The organism is Bacillus sp. EA-CB0995 (assembly GCF_055814245.1).
Window position 1 is genome coordinate 3,540,746 of sequence record NZ_CP169269.1, and the last position, 20,318, is coordinate 3,561,063.

Here is a 20,318-nt window from a genome sequence, read left to right on the forward strand (position 1 = left end):
CTTTACACACCAAAAATCACCCTAGTGTTGCGGTCATTTACTTTTTAGGGTGCAAGTCATTCACGTCTTCTTATGCGGTAAACCAAATTACCGATATAGGGAGGCGTTTTATTTTGTCCAGAACAGGTAAAAGAGGTAAAGCAAAGTTAGGTCGTACAAGTATTGAAGTTACAACAGTTGAAACTTACACGTTTCAAGAGTTATTCAATATCTATATCTTTGCAAAAGAAGCAGAAGGGCTTGCAAAAAGAACCCTTGAAAATAAGAAGGGATATTTCTTAGTATTTCATCGATATTTAGAAGAACGTCATGAAGACGTAACACCTAATACACTCGATACAAATACCATTAGAGAGTTTTTATATTACTTGAAGAATGATCACATTAAGCATAAAAATAACCATTGTGTAAAAGAAAAATATAAATCCATTGGTGTTTCAGTTTCTTATATAAATACTATCATGAAACATATGAGAGCATTCTATAGCTTCCTCGTTGAAGAGGAATATGTACAATTAAATCCTTTTACAAAAATTAAGTCATTAAAAGAAGCACAAGATAATATAGAAGCATTATCCGTTGATCAATTAAAAACTTTACTTAAACAGCCAAATCAACGAACATACGCAGGATTTAGGGACTATGTATTAATGATGTTACTTGCTGATACAGGTATGCGAATTAGTGAAGCGTTAAACCTTCAACAAGAGGATATTGATTTTAAAACGAATGTGATTGAATTAAAAGGTACTAACACAAAAAACCGTAAAACTCGATATGTACCTATTTCCCAAAAGACTAGTAAGCTACTGCGTGAATTACTAGTTGAAATTGAGGAATTTGATACCCTGCATATATTTGCTACTGTTTATGGAAATACCATTGATCCTGCACGTTTCAGACAGAGATTAAAAATGTATGGTAATAATTCTGGAATTAAAGGAGTAAGAGTCTCTCCTCACACTTTCAGACATACATTTGCAAAGTATTATTTGCTTAATAATGGTGATGTGATGACCCTTCAAAAAATTCTAGGACATTCAACAATTGAGATGGTTAGGAAATATGTCAATATGACGAGTAACGACATTTTAGTTCAACACAATAAATATAGTCCAATTAATAATTTATAATCAATACAATAAATATATCTGTTACTTTTTCAATACAAATAAAAGAAACGTTTAATTATTACTTAATTCATCGTAGAACATCTCCTAAAAAATATTGTACTACTTAAATATTAAAAGGTGACCTTCCTTATGCAGAAATGGTCACCTTTTAGTATTTTCATGCTACACACTTTTACAATTTTGTTAGATAAGAAATGTATTATGAACTAGATTTACATCATTAAGTGATTCAAGACTTCAACCACCCAAAACAAAGTTTTGAATAGTCATTTTATTAATCCGAATATGGCTTTGCCCATTAATTACTAAGCATAACTCTTCACTTCTTCTTTCAACATTCCCCACACAATATAATGCTAATACGTTACCATTATCGAAACTTTTTTCACCACTTCAAACATTGACCCAATATTTCTAGCCGACTTGGCAAAGAAATTTTCTTCAAAATATACTTTTGTTTTTTTATTGTTCTTTTTAAGTAAAATTATTATTCGGTTTTCCTCAATGCTAATTGAAGCTATGTTTTCATGTAATGCTACAGCAGTTCCTAAATCATCTTCAGTTAAAAACGAAATACTATGACGTCTCTTGACACTTGGAGACCTTTTACCCTCCGCTGTTTCATCCGCATCTTTACCAGTAGTAGGTCTAATATCCTCAATTCCATCACCTGTTTTATTTTTATCAACAGTTTTATTTATTTTCTTTTTTCGTTCCCTCTGCTTTTTAAGCCTTAATTCTTTCTCTTCTTCTGTTTCATCAATAGAGTTTATCAAATTTCTAAGAACATTATTTATATGTTTATCAGTCAATCCCATTGAACTATTAGCAAGTTTTTTCCGTCCTTCATTTTTTCGTTCCCTTTCAAAAAAATCAAGACAATCAGGTGAGTGGTTACTCTTCGGCCATGTTTTAAAGTATGCTGCTCTCTTACCTTTTGGTACATATTCAATCTTAGAATTGCAACCTTCAAATGCACAAAATATATTCTTTCTTATGATGTCATAGTCACTTCTGTTTTCAATACCTGCCAAAGTAATTTCTTCTGAAACATCATCGTTTTTATACAATACAACTTCAATTGCCATTTGCACCCCTCCTCACAGCTTAAACACATCCCTCTTTAAACTCAATTACCTTAAATCTATTTATTCAAAACTTAAAATTAATAAATATACTAGAAGAATTTTTCTTTCGAAATTTTCTCCATCTTACTATCCATATTATTACAATTTTTTACCTTTTTCAACATTCTTCTTATTGTTAAATGTTATTTTTTACTGAATTTTAAGCAAATTATATAAACTAGTACAAATATAATGTATACATACGTTTTTTATTTATCCAAAGTGGGGAGCTGATGTGCTCATACATTATTCAATATACAAATCTTCGAAACAGGTGATATGTTCCCCCCTTATCTCTCCACAATAACTTATCTTGGATATAATAATTATTCTGTTTTAGTTTCCCGCCTCCGCACTGCTCTATAAAGAGTCGCCCTACTTATCTTAGTTATCTCTTCAATCTCTTTCACTGTCATCTTATTAGTCGCTCTATTGCAGAATAAATCAAGAGCATATCGTAAACTTCTGTTGTTCTCTGTGTACTTCTTAGATCGTCCTTTATAGACACCTCTTCGCTTAGCTTCTTCAATGCCCTCTAGTTGTCGTTCCTTAATCATGTCTGCTTCAAATTCCGCTATACCAGATAGGATAGTAATCATTAGTTTTCCAATTGCCGTGCTTGTATCAAGCTTATCTCCACCCATGTTCAAGACAATTAGGGAAACACCTTTGCTATTTAAGTATTCAATGGTATTTAAAGCATCTTTTGTACTTCTGGCAAACCTATCTAACTTAGTAACAATAATAGTGTCACCTTCTTGTACTGTTTCAAGGAGCAGATTAAACTGCTCTCTATCTTCTTTCTTCCTACCACTGATCTTTTCTTTAAAAATAGTGTCACATCCTACTTCTTGTAGTTGTTTAATTTGTGTACTTAAATGATATATTTTTATTCATAACTGGTATATTTTCCACCTCCTTTCCACGCAATGTACTTAAAAAGTTTACACTTTAAATTGCTATAAGAACTATAAAATACCATATATCAATAAAAACAACCTTCCATTTAAATAAAGCAATTGTAAAGCTTCAATATTTACATAATATATAAAATATGGTAAAGTAAAATCATGTCATCAGGTGACGAACGGAGGCCATATGGTTCGAATTACATATTCGAAAATGGAGAACGAGGCTACTTCATGCTTAGTTCTAAGTGAGAACTTACTTTTAATTATGGTTTCCGTGGAAAGTCTTGCAAAAAAGCAAGACTTTTTTGTTTAGGGGGAATAAAACATGTTACTCGAAGATATAGAATTACACATAAATCAAATAGCAACTCGTAAAGCTGAAGAATTTCAAAAATATCATAATAACTTAGAATTAATCTACCAGAGGGAACAAAGAAGGATTAAAAACCCTGAGAAAAAAGAAATTAAAATTCCTGAAGAATGGAAAATTGACAAGAAGTATAACCCTTTCTATGTTTTAAAACATCAGAAACAAATTGCTAAGTCCATATTTAATAAGTTGATAAATGGGACTTACAAACCGTTTAAACCGTATTTAAAGCAACTTCCAAAGAAAAACAGCAATAAGACTAGGCCTGTACATATTTTTCAAATTCCAGACGAAGCAGTATCTAATTATTTCTATAATAGATTACTAAGCAAAAATAAACATAGATTTAGCTCCTTTTCCTATGCCTATAGAAACGATAGAAATGTTCATTATGCCATTCAAGACATTGCATTAGATATTAAGGCTAATCCAAGAATGTTTGTTGCTGAGTTTGACTTCAGGGATTTTTTGGCTCAATTAATCATGATTATTTAATTGAGCAACTTAATCAAAACGGCTTTTTAATAAGTGAATTTGAAAAAACAGGAATAAAAGTATTTCTTGATCACTTTCCAAAAGGCATTCCACAAGGTACTTCTATCTCTTTATTTTTAGCAAACATTGCCTGCTGGCGTCTAGATAAGAAATTAGAATTAGAAGGACTTAGATTTGCGAGATATGCTGATGATACCGTTATATGGTCAGAAAGTTACACAAAGATTTGCAAATCATTTGATATTATGCAAGACTTCTCTAGAGAAACAGGTGTTGAAATAAATTTTGATAAATCTCATGGAATAAGCCTACTATCAAAAAAAGGAATGCCTTCTGAATTTCACTCAGATAAAAATTCAATAGAATTTTTAGGTTATCAACTTTCTGGAGATACCGTTAGCATTAAACCAAATTCAGTAAACAAAATAAAGCAACATATTAGTTATCTATTATATAAGAACCTAATTCAACCATTAAATAAAACGCCTTTACAATCTGTAAAAATCCCTAGCGACAATAATGATAGTCACTTCGTTACCGCAATAATGCAAATAAGAAGATACTTATACGGCAATTTAAGTGAGTATATGTTAAAAAATTATTTAAACGGTTCTTATAAACGTTTAAATTTTAAAGGGGTTATGAGTTTTTATCCATTAATTGATGATGAAGAACAGATGAAACAACTTGATAGATGGTTATTATCTACTATTCTAAACTCATTAAACAAGAGAGCTAAACTACTTTTAAAACACGGGTTCAACCGTTACAACCAATTTCCCTTTAATTTAACTAAAAATAATTTAATTGAAGAATGTAAGAATAAAAAAGTTCATGGAAGAAAGGGTTTAGTTGAAATCCCTAGTTTCACAAGAATTTACCAAGCAATTAAAGAAGAAGTTTTAGTTAAGGGAATAGAAAAAACGATGCACCCAAAATCCAATGAGTATAGTTACTAAAAAACACCTTAGGGTGTTTTTTCTAGATATAATTATATTTTCGACGAAAGTTCCCATTCTTCTACACAATCTCTTATACCGTAACTTAAAGTAAAAGTGAAGATACACCTTTATATAATTTAATATTTACCTATTATAAGTTTCAAAAAATCCTCCCCTTATCGGGATTCTGAATATATGACCAATTGGCGGAATAAAAACAAGAAATAATTTATAAACTTTTATAAATTATTTTTTACACTTACAATCAACATGAACACCTAGTTTGATAAGCCTTTAAAGCTATATTTTTTTAAACTAACATTGATACTCTGTTCTTAAAGTAATTTTTGATAATACAAGTCTTATTTCACTTAAATGTATTAGTTTATCAAAGACATTTTTACATTTACTATGGCAAAGAAAAGTATTAAAAGCTCCTGTAAATAAAGGAGTTTTTAATACTTCTTAATTATCCCCTAAGATATTAACCAATTTTGGGATTTAAATAGCACATTCCCAAATAAAATTTAATGCTGAAGTTATATAGTCATCAAGTAGAATAGAATCAATAAAAATCATTCCATTTTCTTGACCTTGAATCTCTATAGTTGCTTTTAAATATTGTTCAAATTCTTTTTTCTCTGATTTGTTTCAATATTCTCTAAATTTCCATCATAATGAACCAATAAGTGTCTAAATTTACCTAATTCCAAAAATAGAGGACTTATTAATTTATTAATATCTCCTTTTGTTTCGTCAAAAAATCCGATAGGTCTTTCATCATACCCTACTAACTTTCTTATATCCTTGCTATAATAACTATCCATTATTACTATACAATAGTCTATATGAAGTATACTTTCATTATGGGGATTTTTATAATCATTCTTTATTGCATTATTAATTACATTTTTAACTTCGGAAAATTTTTTGCCTTCTTTATTTGCAATGTATTCTTTCATGAATGCTTCCATGAGGTTTGATAAATAAACTATCTTCATTTTAATTTCAGCACTATCACTCTGACTAAAAATCTCATATAAGTTTTTAGCATCTGGTTTATTCAGAGATACTTTCAAACTATCAATTTCAGTTATACTTTTAAGATATTCATCGACAATCGGCCTCTTTAAATCAAAAGGCACTGCAAATTCCTCTAATATCCGCTCGTAAAACTTTTTACATATTGGATGATTCAATACTGATTTTGGAGTATCCATATACTTCTCCTTTCATTACTTTGTCTTGTTAATTTTAAAATGAACGATCACCAAATTTCTAATAAAAATTAATGAGACTTTATTGGAAATCTTTACGTATTTAATATAGCACTATCCATCCAATATATAATAGTTGTTTTTACTCGCATAACAATATTAGTCCACTTCACTCATGAACACTTAAATCTCTTCTTTTTCATTTTCAAAATTAAAGAGGGCTCAAGACTATTTTATCAGGCGTTCAAAAATATGATTAATAAATACAATACCAATATTTTAAAGCTAATTATCTTTGTATTTTAAATTACCCCTATCCAGTATTACCTCTAAACACACGTTAAAAATATGTCTATATACTAGATTCTTAGCTTTTCCACACGTAAAAACGGTGTCTATTAACATTATTTTCTTACAATCCATACGGTAACGATTTTTACTCTGATTACACGGGTATCAGTGCTACTACCTCACTTAACATACGCAGTGTTATATTTGGTTGAAAATACCCCCTATATAAAAAGAAGACACCCCTAAAAAGTGCCTACAATTCCCTTTCTATTACCTTTTCCAAAACAATTCGTTTCTCAAACCCACCTCGTTCTTCCTTCTTACTTGCCTTAAAACTTTTCACCTTATCCATATTAAGGTTAAATACCTTTGCTATGCCATCAATTACTTCTAATATATCAGCTAACTCCTCTTCTATCGGTATTACAACTAGTTATTTAAAATCCCATTCTCAAGTACCTTAGATGCTAAAAACTTTATTAAGGCAACCTCTTTATCTAGGACTGCATCATTCAAATTTGGAATAAAGTTGGCATCCTTAGGGGCTTCTTTTGAATGAACTAATGAACATCTGATAAAGTAAACACGTTTTGCAAGCTGTTCTATTAAATCTTCTCCCAAATTAATTGTTACCATAGACGAATACTTATCGTTTGATGTTGTATAGTATCTGTTCTCATCATTAGAATAGAACCATCCTCTAATCTCATCCTCGTTTAACGCTGTATTTAGGATATAATTTACTAAATCTAATTCCTTTATAGATGCTAGTTTGATTTGCTTCCTCGCTCTGATAAAGTAGAACTCTATAACCTGATAATAAGCCAAATATTTATGTCGTCCTATTGAAGTATAATTGGCAAAATTAAAATACTGTAGAGGAGTTCTTTCATAATTATTATCTTCACTTACCTCTAAGGAATATTGATTAGAAAGTCCTACAGTTTTTTGAAAACTGTCAAATTTTGCTCTTTTGAAATTTAAACCTAACTTTACTGAACAATCGTATAATATTTTTTCTACTAACTCTTCCAGTTCATTAATATCTTCAAGATTATCAGACTTCCAAATTTGTAAAGTGAAATCTTGGTCATTATTCCTTGTATGACTTATTCCTCCAAAATCATCTTGAAAGATATATTCATCATAAAAACTGTGCCAAAACAAATCACTCATAGTCCCAATATTTCCAATCACTTCTTCGCCACATGAGATATAGATATTTCCTTTTTCTACGTAGTCAAAACCTTTAATTAAACATTTGTTTGTATAATAGTCAGAAGGCTCAATTAATATTTCATGAAAGTTTGCCACAGAAGCTATGGAAGAACTAGCACGAAAATAACAATTTATCATAAATTGGTTCATGGGTTTAATAAGTGTATCAAAAAAATATCCCTTCTCACCATCCCATCCCCTAGAAGCTAAGGATTTAACTAGTTGAACGTGTTGCCTTAGTACAGTGTCTAAATTCTCATGGCTTCCCTTAATCACCGAAAACACATAATCGACATATCTCTGTTCATCCCAAGCTAATACCCAATCTCGTAGCTTGTTATCATCAATATTTCTATGTCCATATAAACCAATCATAAGCATCCCCCTCTAAAGAATACAGCCATAATCATCCCAAATTTTTGTATGTTCTACAGGATAGTATCGAGTATAGTAATCATACTACTAATTATCCCATTTGACACAAATAAAAGGATAGTCTGTCAACCGACTATCCTTACTGATTCATATTCTTTTATGATCTTGCAAAAGGAGTTCTTCTTAAGCTCTAACATTCCCATAAATTCAACACCTGTAATCTCTTTGCTTTTCCATTTTAAATAGTTTTGTTCAAGTAGTTGACGTTGATGCTTCGATATTCTACTTAGATTTATTTGAGATCTACCCAGATGTTTAGATTGCAGTCCTTTTTCTCACCATTGCAGATTTCTAAATTTCCCCTAAGAGTGTAGGAGCAAATGTGCTTATACACCGTTCAATATATAAATCATTTAAAAAGGTAATATGTAGCCCCCATGTCTCTTTTTCTCGATAGGTAATTCACCTTGGATATATTTTCATTCTACATTGCTTTTCTGTTCCCTTACCGCTCTATAAAGAGTTGCTCTGCTTATCTTGGTTATTTCTTCTATCTCTTTAACCGTCATCTTATTGTTTGCCCTATTGTAGAATAACTCAAGAGCATACTGTAAACCTCTGTTATTCTCTGTATACTTCTTAGGTCTTCCCTTATAGACACCTCTTTTCTTAGCTTCTTCAATTCCCTCTAATTGTCTTTCCTTAATCATATCAGCTTCAAATTCGGCTATACCAGATAGGACAGTAATCATTAACTTACCAATTGCTGTACTTGTATCAATCTTATCTCCACCCATGTTTAAGACAATAAGAGATACGCCTTTGTTATTTAAATGTTCAATGGTGCTTAAAGCATCCTTTGTACTTCTTGCGAACCTGTCTAACTTAGTAACAACAATAGTGTCACCTTCTCGCACTGTCTCAAGGAGCAGGTTGAATTGCTCTCTATCTTCTTTCTTTCTTCCACTAATTTTCTCTTTAAAGATAGTATCACATCCTGCTTCTTGCAGTTGTTTAATTTGTGCGGTTAAATTTTGACTCACCGATGACACACGACCATAACCATACTTCATATCAATCCCGCCTTTTTTTGATACATGTATATGAGACACTTATAACCCAAGTATATCAATCACTTCCTAATGTATCAATAGAGTGTACCTAAATGATACGTTTTTTCAATCATCCTTATAACAGGGATTATTAATTTATCATTTATTTTTAGGCAAGTTAAAAACCGCCTTATTAAAGGCGGTTCAGATTGTTATTTCTTCTGTAACCGAAGCTACTCGCTACACTAAATATAAAGAAGCACACCTTAGAGCTCCCAAGCTCGTTCGGGGCTAAAAAGCTCATATTTCTTTTTCTCAGCACGACAATTCACACGTTGAAAACACGTTTATTAACATTGTTTTCTTCTATGTTTATACGGTAATATTTTCAACTCGGATTGCAGGGGTGTTAGAGCTACTAACTCATCCAATATATACATTGTCAAATGGGATCGAAAGCGTCCCCTATAAAAAAAGAAGACACCATTAAAGAGTGCCTATAATTCCCTCTATATTCCCTTCTCTGAAACAAGGAAACACCTTTACTGTTTAAGACATCCTTGAGCTTCTAGGAAACCTATCTAACTTTGTAATAACAATGATATCACTTTCTTGAACTTTCGCAAAAAGCTGGCTGAATAGCTCTCTGTCTTCTTAATTATTCAGTAACATGGTCTTGAGGGCTATGAAGGAGATTGCAAGCCTTGCCAATCCAAACTACCATGTCAAAACAAATTGTTCCGCTGTTTCACTACCTAAAACCCCATCTAATTTTCCAGAGAAATAGAAATCACTTTTCCCTAAGTAAAGCATCTATCTGTTCTTTAACAGAATCATATTGATGACCAGCTGCCTCAAACAATCTAGTAAGATCTTTTCTAAATTCAGCTTCAATTTTATCACATTTTTTTATTACCCCAATTATTTTCTCAAATGAGTGGTCTAGAGAAAATCCAATTTCTGTTCTTATAATAGCTGCTGCTATATAGTTACGTAAGACAACTTTATGTACTCCTCTTATCTCATACAATTCACCATCATTTTCTAAAATTTGCATTTGAAGCTGTTTATGTTCGTACGTAAATCTCTCTTCTAGTTCTTCTAGTTTTTCCTCAATTAATTCTGTTAATTGTTTATTTGTTGAGTTAATTGCATCTGTTTGATTATCATTAACTCCTTCAATATCACTTACCCTACTTTCTAATTCGCTTTTTGTTGATGTCAATTGTGATAAGAGAGAGTTATTAAAACTATTAATAAGTTCGGTTTGTTGTTTATTTAGTGCTTGAATATTATTATTACTTTCTTCCCTTAGGGTATCTTTAAAGCTATTAAACTTTTGCTCCAACTCTCTTTCAATCTCATTTTTAAAGTCAGTAAATTTCCCTCTATATTCGTTAGCCATCTTATCCATTTCATTCTTACTTGCTCTACTATTAAAAAAGATGTTTACCCCAATAAAAAGTATGATTACTCCCACCATACCACCCAAAGCCCAATATACAGTATCAAGAATTTTACCATTAATTTCTTGAGCATTTTCGTATAACAATTTATACGCTTCCCCACTTTTTAATTCTTCGCTATTAGAAGAACTTGTTGTTGCATAAGAAACTGAATTGAAAAAAACAAAGAATACAAAAGTACATACTACTAAAGATACTACTTTTTTCATGTGAATTACTCCTATTTTCATATATTTAACTTTATTATAATGTATCCCATCACTTATTATCCAAAAAATTAATATACATGATTAATTTATAGAAAGTAATTAATTCATCTCTTATAAATAAAGATTTTTCTTGTTTAATAAAAATCACCTTTTATACAGTTAAAACCCCATCACTTTTAATGGGGTTTTAACTGTATTACTTTATGTTTGAATGCTCGATTAGCATTAAGCTTCTCTATATTCGTTTATGTTATATATGTTTTAGCTTAAGGTTAATCCAAAATCCAAAAATTTTCCTATCTTGAAAATTTCTAACCTACGCTTAATAGCGTTAATTAAACTGACGCTTTTTTTAATTTACAATCTAATATTATAGACTCCCTGTTGTATTATCATCTAAACATTGAGAAACATGAATAACTTTACGCTTCTGATAATTCATTGGTTTGGAAGTAAATCTACTTTTATCTGTATGTACCCAATACGTATTTGGATTTGTTTGATACTCTCCACGTTCAACCACAAAATTCTCAGGTATACAACCGATTAGACCAAATTTTTTAAGTGCATCCAACGCCTTATCTCTTGTTGTATGTCTAATACCTGTTCGGTTACTAATAGTTTCAACAGATACTTCAACTTGTCCACCATTTAAACCACAACGACTTGCCAAATATCCATAGATATAAAACGCTGTACAACCTAATTCTGGATTAGTCATACACTCAATAAACACTTCAAATGGGATTTGATGAGTGTATTCTTTATCATAGAAAGTACCATTGTATTCTGTATCATTAACCTCTCTTGTATTTATCGCAAATAAAGGCTCTTTTATCTGCTTTCTCTTGACGTTTATATTTTTATCTATCACCTTCAAACTATCATTCCTTTCCTTAAAATAAATCCATTCAGGATGACTTGTATCATCTCCCCAAAAGTACCATTCAACAGGTGCTTCTAGGAATGATACTGTTTTAGTGATACCTAATCTATCCAATACACCATTCTTTTTAATAATGTAATTAATTTCTTTGTTTGTCTCTGCTAGACCTAAGATGTATTTAATTCTCTGATCTGTTACATTCTCTAAATCCATCACTCCATACTTAGCATAACGGTATAACCATGTGATGAAATATATGTATGTATAAGCTATTGCAACGTGCGGTGCTTTTGCATTCATTAACTCCTCATCTTGTGGCAAAATATCAAAAATACTATTTGGCATTAACAAATAGCTCTCCTTTTCGTTAAATGTCACCATGTATCTTATTTCTTGTTTACTCAACTTCTTAGCCATCTTCTTTGCTTACTCCTTTGTATTTGTTTATTCTTGTTGTATCTTATACTATCTCTTTTAACGCTTCATCTAATTCTGGTGTTCTCTCGAATAACCAGAACTTCATACCTGTTCTCCCATGTATTGCAGATGTAATGAATGGCATACCTTTGTCATATTTCAAAAATTTCATTGTCTGTTTTGAATAACAAAAGAAATAATATTGATTTTGCTTTTTCATAGTTATCACACTCCTTCAATTTATAATCTTATAGAGATTCGTAAAAGGTATGATATTTGGTGTAATTAAATATATTAATAATATGGAATTACTTAAAAAGGTATATGTATCATAGTGAAATTTACATATATTTATTTACACCGTATTTCATACCTTTTATAAAATGCTATCTATTGTGATTCCTTAAATCTTTGCAACACTTTGTAGGCCCAATTAATTCCTTTTTCAATTCAACTGATTCTTCAAATAACTAAAAGAAATTCATTGTTTTGTCGTGGAAAATAGTGCAAATAAATTTAAAGAAACCCTCTCATAACATAGAAAATCATATAAATTAGTCAAATAGAGGTAGAAGCATTTTTTGTCTTAAATCAACTCCAATCTCCCTTTACCTTGCAACACTTTTTTGTAAACGCTTACATTTTTAGAAACCTTAATTAGTTCCTCCAGAGCTTGTAGTATGATTCTTATTTTAGACAAGCAAATCTCTATGTCTACTAATACATTATAGCATATTCCTTCATTTTTCTCAACTTTTGCACTATATATCTATTGACATTAGAAAGAAAATGTGATTTTAAAAAAGACTACTCTATAGACATAATTACAATTAGACTAGTGAATAAATAGGAAGAGAAAGTCAATAAAAAAATATATTTAATAGAGTAGTTTTTGGTTCTTTCTTAGGAAATATCAATTTTCTTTTCTAATTTGGTGCTTTTTATCCTAAATTTTTAGGTTATCAAAAAAGGAGCAGGGCAACGGAATTACAACAACAAGTAAAATTTCATTCCAAATAGTACAAATAAAAAGCATTATTATTTTACATTCATTAAAGAACTTTTCTTAATTTATAACCCTAAAATTTATTTCTTAACAACAAAGAATGGTGTAAGTTGTGACATTATATCTTTATCAGGGCGAACTTCTTGATAGGGATAACGATTCCTCTTTCCGTCAGGTGGCCTTTTTACATCAGCCACATAATTGCTAGAGACACCAAGAATTTCTGAAATCTGCTTATCCTGGATGTTAATGACCCCTTCTTCCTTTAATCTTAAGATAAACTTTAAGTTCCCCACTTTTCTTTCTTCTTCTGAAATAATATTTATATCGTAATCACGAAGATAATCCCCAATATTATCAGGTACCATTGCAGGAATTTTTACATGTGTTTTCTCCTTTTTAATTGAACTAATATTTGAAGGTGTCATATTAAATAGAGATGCAAGTTGAGTTTGTGGCATTTTTATTACACCTTTATCCAATAACTCCAATATGCATTTAATATATCCTACTTTTTTCTCCTCTTCTGTATAAACTCGTGGGTTATAACGACGTATAATATCATCAATGTTATTTGGTACTTTATGCTGGATTTCAGGATACAACTCATTATTTTCATCGTTGTAAAGATACGATACTAACGAAGAATAGACACCTGTTTCCTCACATACTTCATTATGTGTCATTTTAATAACATTGTGCTTAATTAAAAAGACTAAATATTTAGCTTTAGCAATAGGCTCCTCGTCTATTTTCTCTCCAACCCCGCCCGGCTTTATATTTGTTAAAGGTTGTTCTGCTTCACGGTAGCTAAGTATTAATTGCACCTCTAAATCACTTGCTTCTTGCTCAGTTAAATTATCTCGAACTATTCTATAATCCCATTCAAACTCTTTTTTTATCTTTTCGCATTCTGAATTTCTACTATCAGTAGTAGCCCTCCTCCCCTTTCCCATTCCAACGTAAAAAATTTCTTGCGTATCTTTAATAAAGTATTCGTAAACGTAATACTCCCTTAGCACTGATATCACCTCTGACTGATCCTTTTTACGTTACATTATAACAGTTATTCCTTTACAAAAAATGGAGTATAAAATGATGTTAATATTTTTTTACATATATCTTCATTTTCAAATAATTGACTTAGACTATATACACTTATTATTTCCAGATGAACCAATGCCCTAATATATTATGTTTCCATGTCTCGTAATCTCACACTATTCCTTACCTACTACCTTAGGAACAAAAATATAAATAGGTGTTAGAGATATTGGATAGACAAGTGTTGAGGTTAAAAGTGATTGTACAAACTATTAGAAGTGATGTAAAATACGGGTATATCAATGGTTTAACCGTTATAAGGAACGTGAATAAATTGACCTCGCACCTTGACAGGGTGGAGGTCGCTGGTTCGAACCCAGTCGGGATCATACTAAGGTCGAAAGCCGCGTCAGATTAACGTTTGATGCGGTTTTTTATTTTACGTTGACTTAGCGTTGACTTGACGCACAGTGGCGGTCAGCTAAGGCAGGTAGCTATACGTCTCTCATCTCGTTTTTAATAACGAAATAGGAGGCTTTTTTCTATGACATCTAATAATGAAGAAACAGTTTCAAAATGTAAAGGGAAACGTGTGAAGAAAGAATTACGGACAGTTACGACACAAACACTTGGCGACTTATTTGAGAAGTTCTACCACGCTAAGGTTGCTGAAGGACGAGCTGCACGTACTTTACATCAATATGTCGACAAAACGTAGATATGATTCATTAAAAACGAAAAAGGCAGCTCATTTAAGACTGCCCGTTAGCATAATCAATATTATTGGAAGTCAATGTATTTACTCTATGAAAAAACTCATCAGAATTTGTTCTGACGAGCTGTTTTGTTCACACAATTTATCAATAGTTATTCTTTTCTCTCCGGTTGATAGGAAAGAATAACGACCCCTGAACTGGTCGTCCTTGTTTCTATAAGTTTGAAAGCCTTTGTATCGTTCCCGTTTTTAAAGAGATGCTTTCCGCTCCCCACGATAACAGGATTGACCATAAAGTGATATTCATCAATGAGGTCGTATTGCATCAACGTTTGTATAAGATCACTGCTGCCATAGATTAAAAGATTCTGACCGGGCTGTTCCTTTAGTTTCACTATTTCTTCTGCAATATTACCCTTGATAAGATCTGCATTCCATTCGGTTTCTTCCAAAGTCGTTGAAGCAACAAATTTAAGCATACTGTTCATCTTATCAGCAAAACCCTCTTCATCAGTCATAGAAGGCCAGGCGGCTGCAAAACCTTCATATGTCACTCGTCCAAGTAAAAGAGCATCGCTTGCAAATAGTAGATCAGATTGAAATTTAGCCACTTCTTCATTGAAGTATGGCGCAGTCCAAGCCGGATTTTCCATGACACCATCTAACGATAGGTACATTGCTACAATTACTTTTCTCATTTTTTTCTCCTTTGATTTTAATTGGATTTTTTAGGTGTTATTGGACATAAGTAAAGTCCAAACAAATAATATTTCTTCAAATATAAAGGTGTACCTTCCTCATCTTTTCGACAAAGGTAAAAAACTTTTATATATTGTCAATTTTATTCTATAAGATGCTCTAACTAAACTATGTATTCGTTAGATAACATTGTATATCATATTCATGTGAGGTTAACATAACGTATCATTATCGGCAATGATATACCCAATTCTAGTCTTATCATCTGCAAACTCATCCCGTCTTGTTTTTTTACCGTACGCAGGCTTCTATACATCGTTGCCATAATCGTCTTTATGAGATTGATAGACGATTTGGTTTGTATAAAATCCTGCATACGCCCCTGTTAGTGAATGCCCTTATTTACCTTACGGTGTTGAGGCGAACAACCCGCGTAAAGTATCATCTGGTTTCCCTGATTTTCTAAAGAAGATATATGGATTCAGCCTATAAATTCTGTCTCGTCTGTCATCTTGGCGCGTCGTTTCAGCGATAACCCCTGCTTTACGTAGTTTATCCAACGTCTTAGCTGCCTTCTTTTCTTCCATATCGACCAGTGATGCAATTTACGTTTTGTTCAAGAATTGAATTTCCTCAGGCTTTGAGAACGGATCAGCACAAATCATATTAGTGCCGTAATGTACATAAGGTAACAATTTGTACAAAAATCCTAATTCTGCCGGCTTCAGCTTCAGTTCATCTTTTAGTCGCTTCGCCCCTTTTACCTATCTCTTTATTTATCGAGGGAACTATGTATATTTATTAAAAAAGACCACCAATAATGATGGTCTATCTTATAGAACTAAAGCACTTGATAGTTTAAGTACCATATTTCACAAATTTTCTTATGAAATAAAAGGCGACCTTCACTATGAAAGAAAATTAGGAGTTATTAGTGAATGTTCCGAAAGTAAAGCACTTATGTTATATTCCTATTTCAATAAACCTGGCCCATTGCTTTAAGGTCAACTCACACCATTACAACTGCTTGTTTAATAAATTCACGATTTCTCTATTGCAACTGCCTGTACAACTTTATTTGAATTTTAATAGGATATTATGAAAGAATTATATTTTTTATAGGAGTTAACGTAGTTTGCAAAAAGAAAGAGGAAAGCTGTAAAAAACAAAATACAGTGTAAAGAAGGTGAAAAATAAAATGGTGAACAATGAAGAAACACTTTGTCGTAAGTTTGCAAAAATTATAGGCGGTCAATCAGGATTTGCGGGCGGAAAGTGTGTAGCTACAATATCTCGAGATGAAATAAACGCAACGATTTTGGGAAAGAGATTTGGGGTGACTTCTTCTTTCTCATTCGAATCAATAAATAATTCAAGTGGCGAAGCTTTATGTTTAGGAAGGGTAGCACTTTTACAAAATGAAGTGGAGCCATTTATTACTGTAATTCGTGATCAGGGAATAATAGTTTCATCTATCCACAATGAATGGTTGTTCGATAATCCACGTTTGATTTATGTCAATATCGAATCTGTTGAAGAACCATTGACTTTTGCAAGAAAAGTCAGAAGAGCGTTAAAAGCGATTTGACCATAATCTTTGCACCAATTAAAGGAACCTCATTCTCTTTTCATTTGACGTAAGACCATATGCGACTTACAATGAACACCTCTCAATAAAGCCTAGTTTCCTTATTAGATAATTTAAACGGATAACCCCTATTTGTTCGCATATTAATATGATGCATCTTAAAGTAAGGAGTGTAGGGAAAATATCAAAGACAAATCCACAAACTTACACTGATAGTAAAAAAACAAAATAATTCGATTTAGCCTAATTATTTTAGCTGTTTATCATGTTTCCCTTTTCATTTACAGCATGCATTTCATACAATAATTTCGAATTTCCGCTTTACTATCACTTGTGATACGGTTCATCATAATGTTAGATAAAATAAAATTCAGAGAGAATAAGATTACTTATTCTCTCCTTCTAAAAATTAATTCTCTTTTTTATATTCTAAAATGAAATTTTGGCTTCGATAAATTCTGCTTGAGAAGTTACCCCTGATAATAATCCCCCAAAAGCCTCTGTTTTAAATTCGTATTTTGTAACAGAATCCCATAAAATATTACGCAAAGCATTAACACCTGTTGTCTTTTGAATATAGGCTACCTCAATAGCTCTCAACAAAAATACTCCCTTTGTAAAAAGAAAATTAATATTTATAGATTTTTATAGCCTTTCCCCATTTGTTGCAATTACATCTTTATACCAGAAAAAGGACTTCTTCTTTTTCCGTTCTAATGTTCCACTGCCATCGTCATGTTTATCAACATAAATGAAGCCGTAACGTTTGGAGAACTCACCCGTTGACATACTTACCATATCAATACAGCCCCAACTTGTATAGCCTATTAATTCAACACCATCTTCAATGGCTTCACCCATTGCTTTCACGTGCTCACGAAGATAGTCGATTCGATAGTCATCATTGATTGTGCCATCTTCTTCTATTTTGTCATAGGCTCCTAATCCATTTTCTACAACAAATAGCGGTTTCTGATAGCGATCATATAATTTGTTTAAGCTGATGCGTAATCCTTCAGGGTCGATTTCCCAGCCCCAGTCGCTTGCTTTTAAGAACGGATTTCTTATGCCGCCAATAATGTTCCCTTGCGTTGCTTCCGCATCTGTCTTCACTTTCTTCTCAGTGCGGGACATGTAATAACTAAAGCCAATATAATCAACCGTGCCTTCTTTTATTAATTCCAAGTCACCATCTCGAATCTCTAATTCGATATTATGTTCTTTAAAGTATCTCTTAATAAAAGCTGGATACTCACCTCGTACTTGCACATCTGCGCAATAGTAGTTGAAAAGCTGTTCTTCCTGAAGGGCATACATTACATTTTCAGGATTGGAATCAAAGGCATAGACAGGTGCAAAGAGAATCATACAACCAATTTTGGAGTTAGGAATGATCTCATGACATGCTTTGACGGCAATGGAGCTTGCGACAAATTGATGATGGTATGCTTGGAAGGTAGGCTGGTGTTTATCCTCTTCTTTTTGAATTGAAAAACCAAGACCTTGAATCGGCATTACCAAGCTGCTATTGATTTCATTAAAAGTCATCCAATACTTTACTTTATTTTTATAACGATTGAAAATAGCTTTTACATATCTTTCAAAGAACGTTACCACTTGACGGTTTCTCCAACCACCATATTCTTTTACTAAATGCAGAGGCATTTCATAGTGAGAAATGGTTACAACTGGTTCAATACCGTATTTATGCAATTCATCAAAAACACGATCGTAAAAATCCAACCCTTCTTCATTTGCCTCTAACTCATCGCCGTTTGGAAAAATTCGTGTCCAGGCAATCGACATACGGAATGCCTTGAAACCCATTTCCGCAAACAACGCAATATCTTCTTTATACCGATGATAGAAGTCAATCGCTTCATGATTTGGATAGTAGTATTGATCACCATGGATTTCAAAATCAAAACCTGGATTCATTAATATTTTATACCGCTCTTTTCCCCTGGAAGAACATCGGCAATATTTAGTCCTTTATTCCCTTCATTGAATCCGCCTTCTATTTGATTAGCTGCAGTAGCCCCTCCCCACAAAAAACCTTCAGGGAATTGATATGTTTTCATTTTAATTACCTCCAGAAATTTATGGCATCATTACTATTTATTTTTTGTTTAAATTTATAAATTTCTCTTCCTTATAAGTAACTACAAAAAAATCATAACTACGTTTAACAGGATAGTAAATGAATGAAGCGTATTTAGTTTTTTATAACAGAAAAAGTGATTTGTTACATAAATGTAACGCTATGTTTCTCATGAAAAAGTTGTGTTAGAATGTAGTTATTATTTTTGCTGGCTACAATACTTTTTTACTGAAGGAGAAACTGGATCAATGTTTTCACATGACATAATCGCTTCTTTTAATGAATTAGAAACTTCTTTATACAACTATATTTGTCAAAACGGTGATAAAGTGGCTTATATGCGAATTCGCGAACTAGCAGATGAAACCCATGTATCAACAGCTACGATTTTACGTTTTTGCAGGAAACTACATTGCGAAGGGTTTTCCGAATTTAAGGTAAAGCTTAAAATGCACTTAAAAGAAAATAAAAAGACGGTTATAAAAAGTTCCCAACAGTCAGTAATAGAATTTTTTGAGCGAACGTTAAAAGGTGACTTAGAAGAAAAAATTAAGGAGGTTGCAAGTCTCGTTATCCAAGCAGATAACGTTATTTTTATTGGGATTGGTAGCTCTGGTATTCTCGCTGAGTATGGTGCAAGATATTTCTCAAGCTTAGGTAAATTTTCGTTGTATATTAAAGACCCTCACTTCCCAATTCACTCTAAACTCCGTAATAATAGCGTAACGATTGCTTTATCTGTCTCAGGAGAAAATAATTTTACCGTCACTCATCTTAACCAACTTAAACAAGAAGGAAGTAAAATCGTTAGTATTACAAACCATACACTCTCAACCATTGCAAAAATCTCTGATATAAACATTCCCTATTATGTAACAGAGGAATTTTTTGAAGAATCTAATATTACTACACAAGTACCTGTTGTTTATATTTTAGAATCTATGGCTCGGGAAATACACAAACTTAATCAATAAGCTGATTACTTCTACACCCATAGCATGTGTAACTGTAAATAAAGGTTTCTTTAACTACGACTCAAATTTTTCAACATAAAAAG

17 protein-coding genes and 1 pseudogene are annotated in these 20,318 nt (G+C 32.0%); 6 read left to right on the forward strand and 12 right to left on the reverse strand.

All coding sequences use genetic code 11. The features are described 5' to 3' along the window. Positions 1-113: 113 nt before the first annotated feature. Entirely contained in the window at positions 114-1,133 is a 1,020-nt protein-coding gene (locus ACEWFJ_RS18305) for a tyrosine-type recombinase/integrase (protein WP_473689442.1), read from the forward strand. A 356-nt stretch (positions 1,134-1,489) separates the two neighbouring features. On the opposite strand, the gene ACEWFJ_RS18310 is transcribed toward ACEWFJ_RS18305, so the two are convergent. Continuing rightward, positions 1,490-2,221 carry a hypothetical protein gene (locus tag ACEWFJ_RS18310; RefSeq protein ID WP_473689443.1) on the reverse strand — a complete coding sequence of 244 codons (732 nt, stop codon included), beginning with the start codon at positions 2,219-2,221 and terminating at the stop codon, positions 1,490-1,492. A 365-nt stretch (positions 2,222-2,586) separates the two neighbouring features. After that, the gene (locus ACEWFJ_RS18315; protein ID WP_473692584.1) at positions 2,587-3,153 is read right to left on the reverse strand and encodes a recombinase family protein; all 567 of its coding nucleotides are present in this window, start codon (positions 3,151-3,153) and stop codon (positions 2,587-2,589) included. Positions 3,154-3,496: 343 nt separating this feature from the next. Here ACEWFJ_RS18315 and ACEWFJ_RS18320 point away from each other — a divergent pair, with 343 nt between their 5' ends. Beyond that, entirely contained in the window at positions 3,497-4,036 is a 540-nt protein-coding gene (locus tag ACEWFJ_RS18320; protein WP_473689444.1) for a hypothetical protein, read from the forward strand. Continuing rightward, on the forward strand, positions 4,036-4,995 hold the full coding sequence (locus tag ACEWFJ_RS18325; RefSeq protein WP_473692586.1) for a reverse transcriptase domain-containing protein: 960 nt from the start codon (positions 4,036-4,038) through the stop codon (positions 4,993-4,995). Before ACEWFJ_RS18320 ends, ACEWFJ_RS18325 begins: the two co-directional genes overlap by 1 nt. A 596-nt stretch (positions 4,996-5,591) precedes the next feature. On the opposite strand, the gene ACEWFJ_RS18330 is transcribed toward ACEWFJ_RS18325, so the two are convergent. The 7 genes from ACEWFJ_RS18330 to ACEWFJ_RS18360 all read right to left on the reverse strand — a co-directional run bounded on the left by ACEWFJ_RS18330 (position 5,592) and on the right by ACEWFJ_RS18360 (position 14,145). Continuing rightward, the gene (locus tag ACEWFJ_RS18330) at positions 5,592-6,197 is read right to left on the reverse strand and encodes a hypothetical protein (RefSeq protein ID WP_473689445.1); all 606 of its coding nucleotides are present in this window, start codon (positions 6,195-6,197) and stop codon (positions 5,592-5,594) included. A gap of 717 nt (positions 6,198-6,914) precedes the next feature. Then, the gene (locus ACEWFJ_RS18335; protein ID WP_473689446.1) at positions 6,915-8,078 is read right to left on the reverse strand and encodes a hypothetical protein; all 1,164 of its coding nucleotides are present in this window, start codon (positions 8,076-8,078) and stop codon (positions 6,915-6,917) included. Positions 8,079-8,557: 479 nt separating this feature from the next. Continuing rightward, on the reverse strand, positions 8,558-9,151 hold the full coding sequence (locus tag ACEWFJ_RS18340; protein ID WP_473689447.1) for a recombinase family protein: 594 nt from the start codon (positions 9,149-9,151) through the stop codon (positions 8,558-8,560). Between the two features lie 769 nt (positions 9,152-9,920). After that, entirely contained in the window at positions 9,921-10,805 is an 885-nt protein-coding gene (locus tag ACEWFJ_RS18345; RefSeq protein WP_473689448.1) for a hypothetical protein, read from the reverse strand. A 370-nt stretch (positions 10,806-11,175) separates the two neighbouring features. Further along, on the reverse strand, positions 11,176-12,108 hold the full coding sequence (locus tag ACEWFJ_RS18350; RefSeq protein ID WP_473689449.1) for a hypothetical protein: 933 nt from the start codon (positions 12,106-12,108) through the stop codon (positions 11,176-11,178). A gap of 43 nt (positions 12,109-12,151) precedes the next feature. After that, positions 12,152-12,328, reverse strand: a complete 177-nt coding sequence (locus ACEWFJ_RS18355; RefSeq protein WP_473689450.1) for a hypothetical protein — start codon at positions 12,326-12,328, stop codon at positions 12,152-12,154. An 866-nt stretch (positions 12,329-13,194) separates the two neighbouring features. Further along, positions 13,195-14,145, reverse strand: coding sequence for a GIY-YIG nuclease family protein (locus ACEWFJ_RS18360; RefSeq protein ID WP_473689451.1), 951 nt, complete (start codon positions 14,143-14,145; stop codon positions 13,195-13,197). A 557-nt stretch (positions 14,146-14,702) separates the two neighbouring features. On the opposite strand from ACEWFJ_RS18360, the gene ACEWFJ_RS18365 reads away from it, so the two are divergent. Then, entirely contained in the window at positions 14,703-14,876 is a 174-nt protein-coding gene (locus ACEWFJ_RS18365; protein ID WP_473689452.1) for a hypothetical protein, read from the forward strand. A gap of 149 nt (positions 14,877-15,025) precedes the next feature. Here ACEWFJ_RS18365 and ACEWFJ_RS18370 read toward each other — a convergent pair whose 3' ends face one another. Then, entirely contained in the window at positions 15,026-15,571 is a 546-nt protein-coding gene (locus ACEWFJ_RS18370; protein ID WP_473689453.1) for a dihydrofolate reductase family protein, read from the reverse strand. A 1,199-nt stretch (positions 15,572-16,770) separates the two neighbouring features. Between ACEWFJ_RS18370 and ACEWFJ_RS18375 the strand changes: the two genes are divergently transcribed. After that, the gene (locus tag ACEWFJ_RS18375; protein WP_154712467.1) at positions 16,771-17,160 is read left to right on the forward strand and encodes a DUF1259 domain-containing protein; all 390 of its coding nucleotides are present in this window, start codon (positions 16,771-16,773) and stop codon (positions 17,158-17,160) included. Between the two features lie 429 nt (positions 17,161-17,589). On the opposite strand, the gene ACEWFJ_RS18380 is transcribed toward ACEWFJ_RS18375, so the two are convergent. After that, positions 17,590-17,760, reverse strand: coding sequence for a hypothetical protein (locus ACEWFJ_RS18380; protein WP_473689454.1), 171 nt, complete (start codon positions 17,758-17,760; stop codon positions 17,590-17,592). A gap of 45 nt (positions 17,761-17,805) precedes the next feature. Then, a pseudogene (locus tag ACEWFJ_RS18385) lies at positions 17,806-19,241 on the reverse strand (glycoside hydrolase family 1 protein). A 268-nt stretch (positions 19,242-19,509) separates the two neighbouring features. Between ACEWFJ_RS18385 and ACEWFJ_RS18390 the strand changes: the two are divergent. Further along, the gene (locus ACEWFJ_RS18390; RefSeq protein ID WP_473689455.1) at positions 19,510-20,235 is read left to right on the forward strand and encodes a MurR/RpiR family transcriptional regulator; all 726 of its coding nucleotides are present in this window, start codon (positions 19,510-19,512) and stop codon (positions 20,233-20,235) included. The last annotated feature ends 83 nt before the right edge of the window (positions 20,236-20,318 follow it).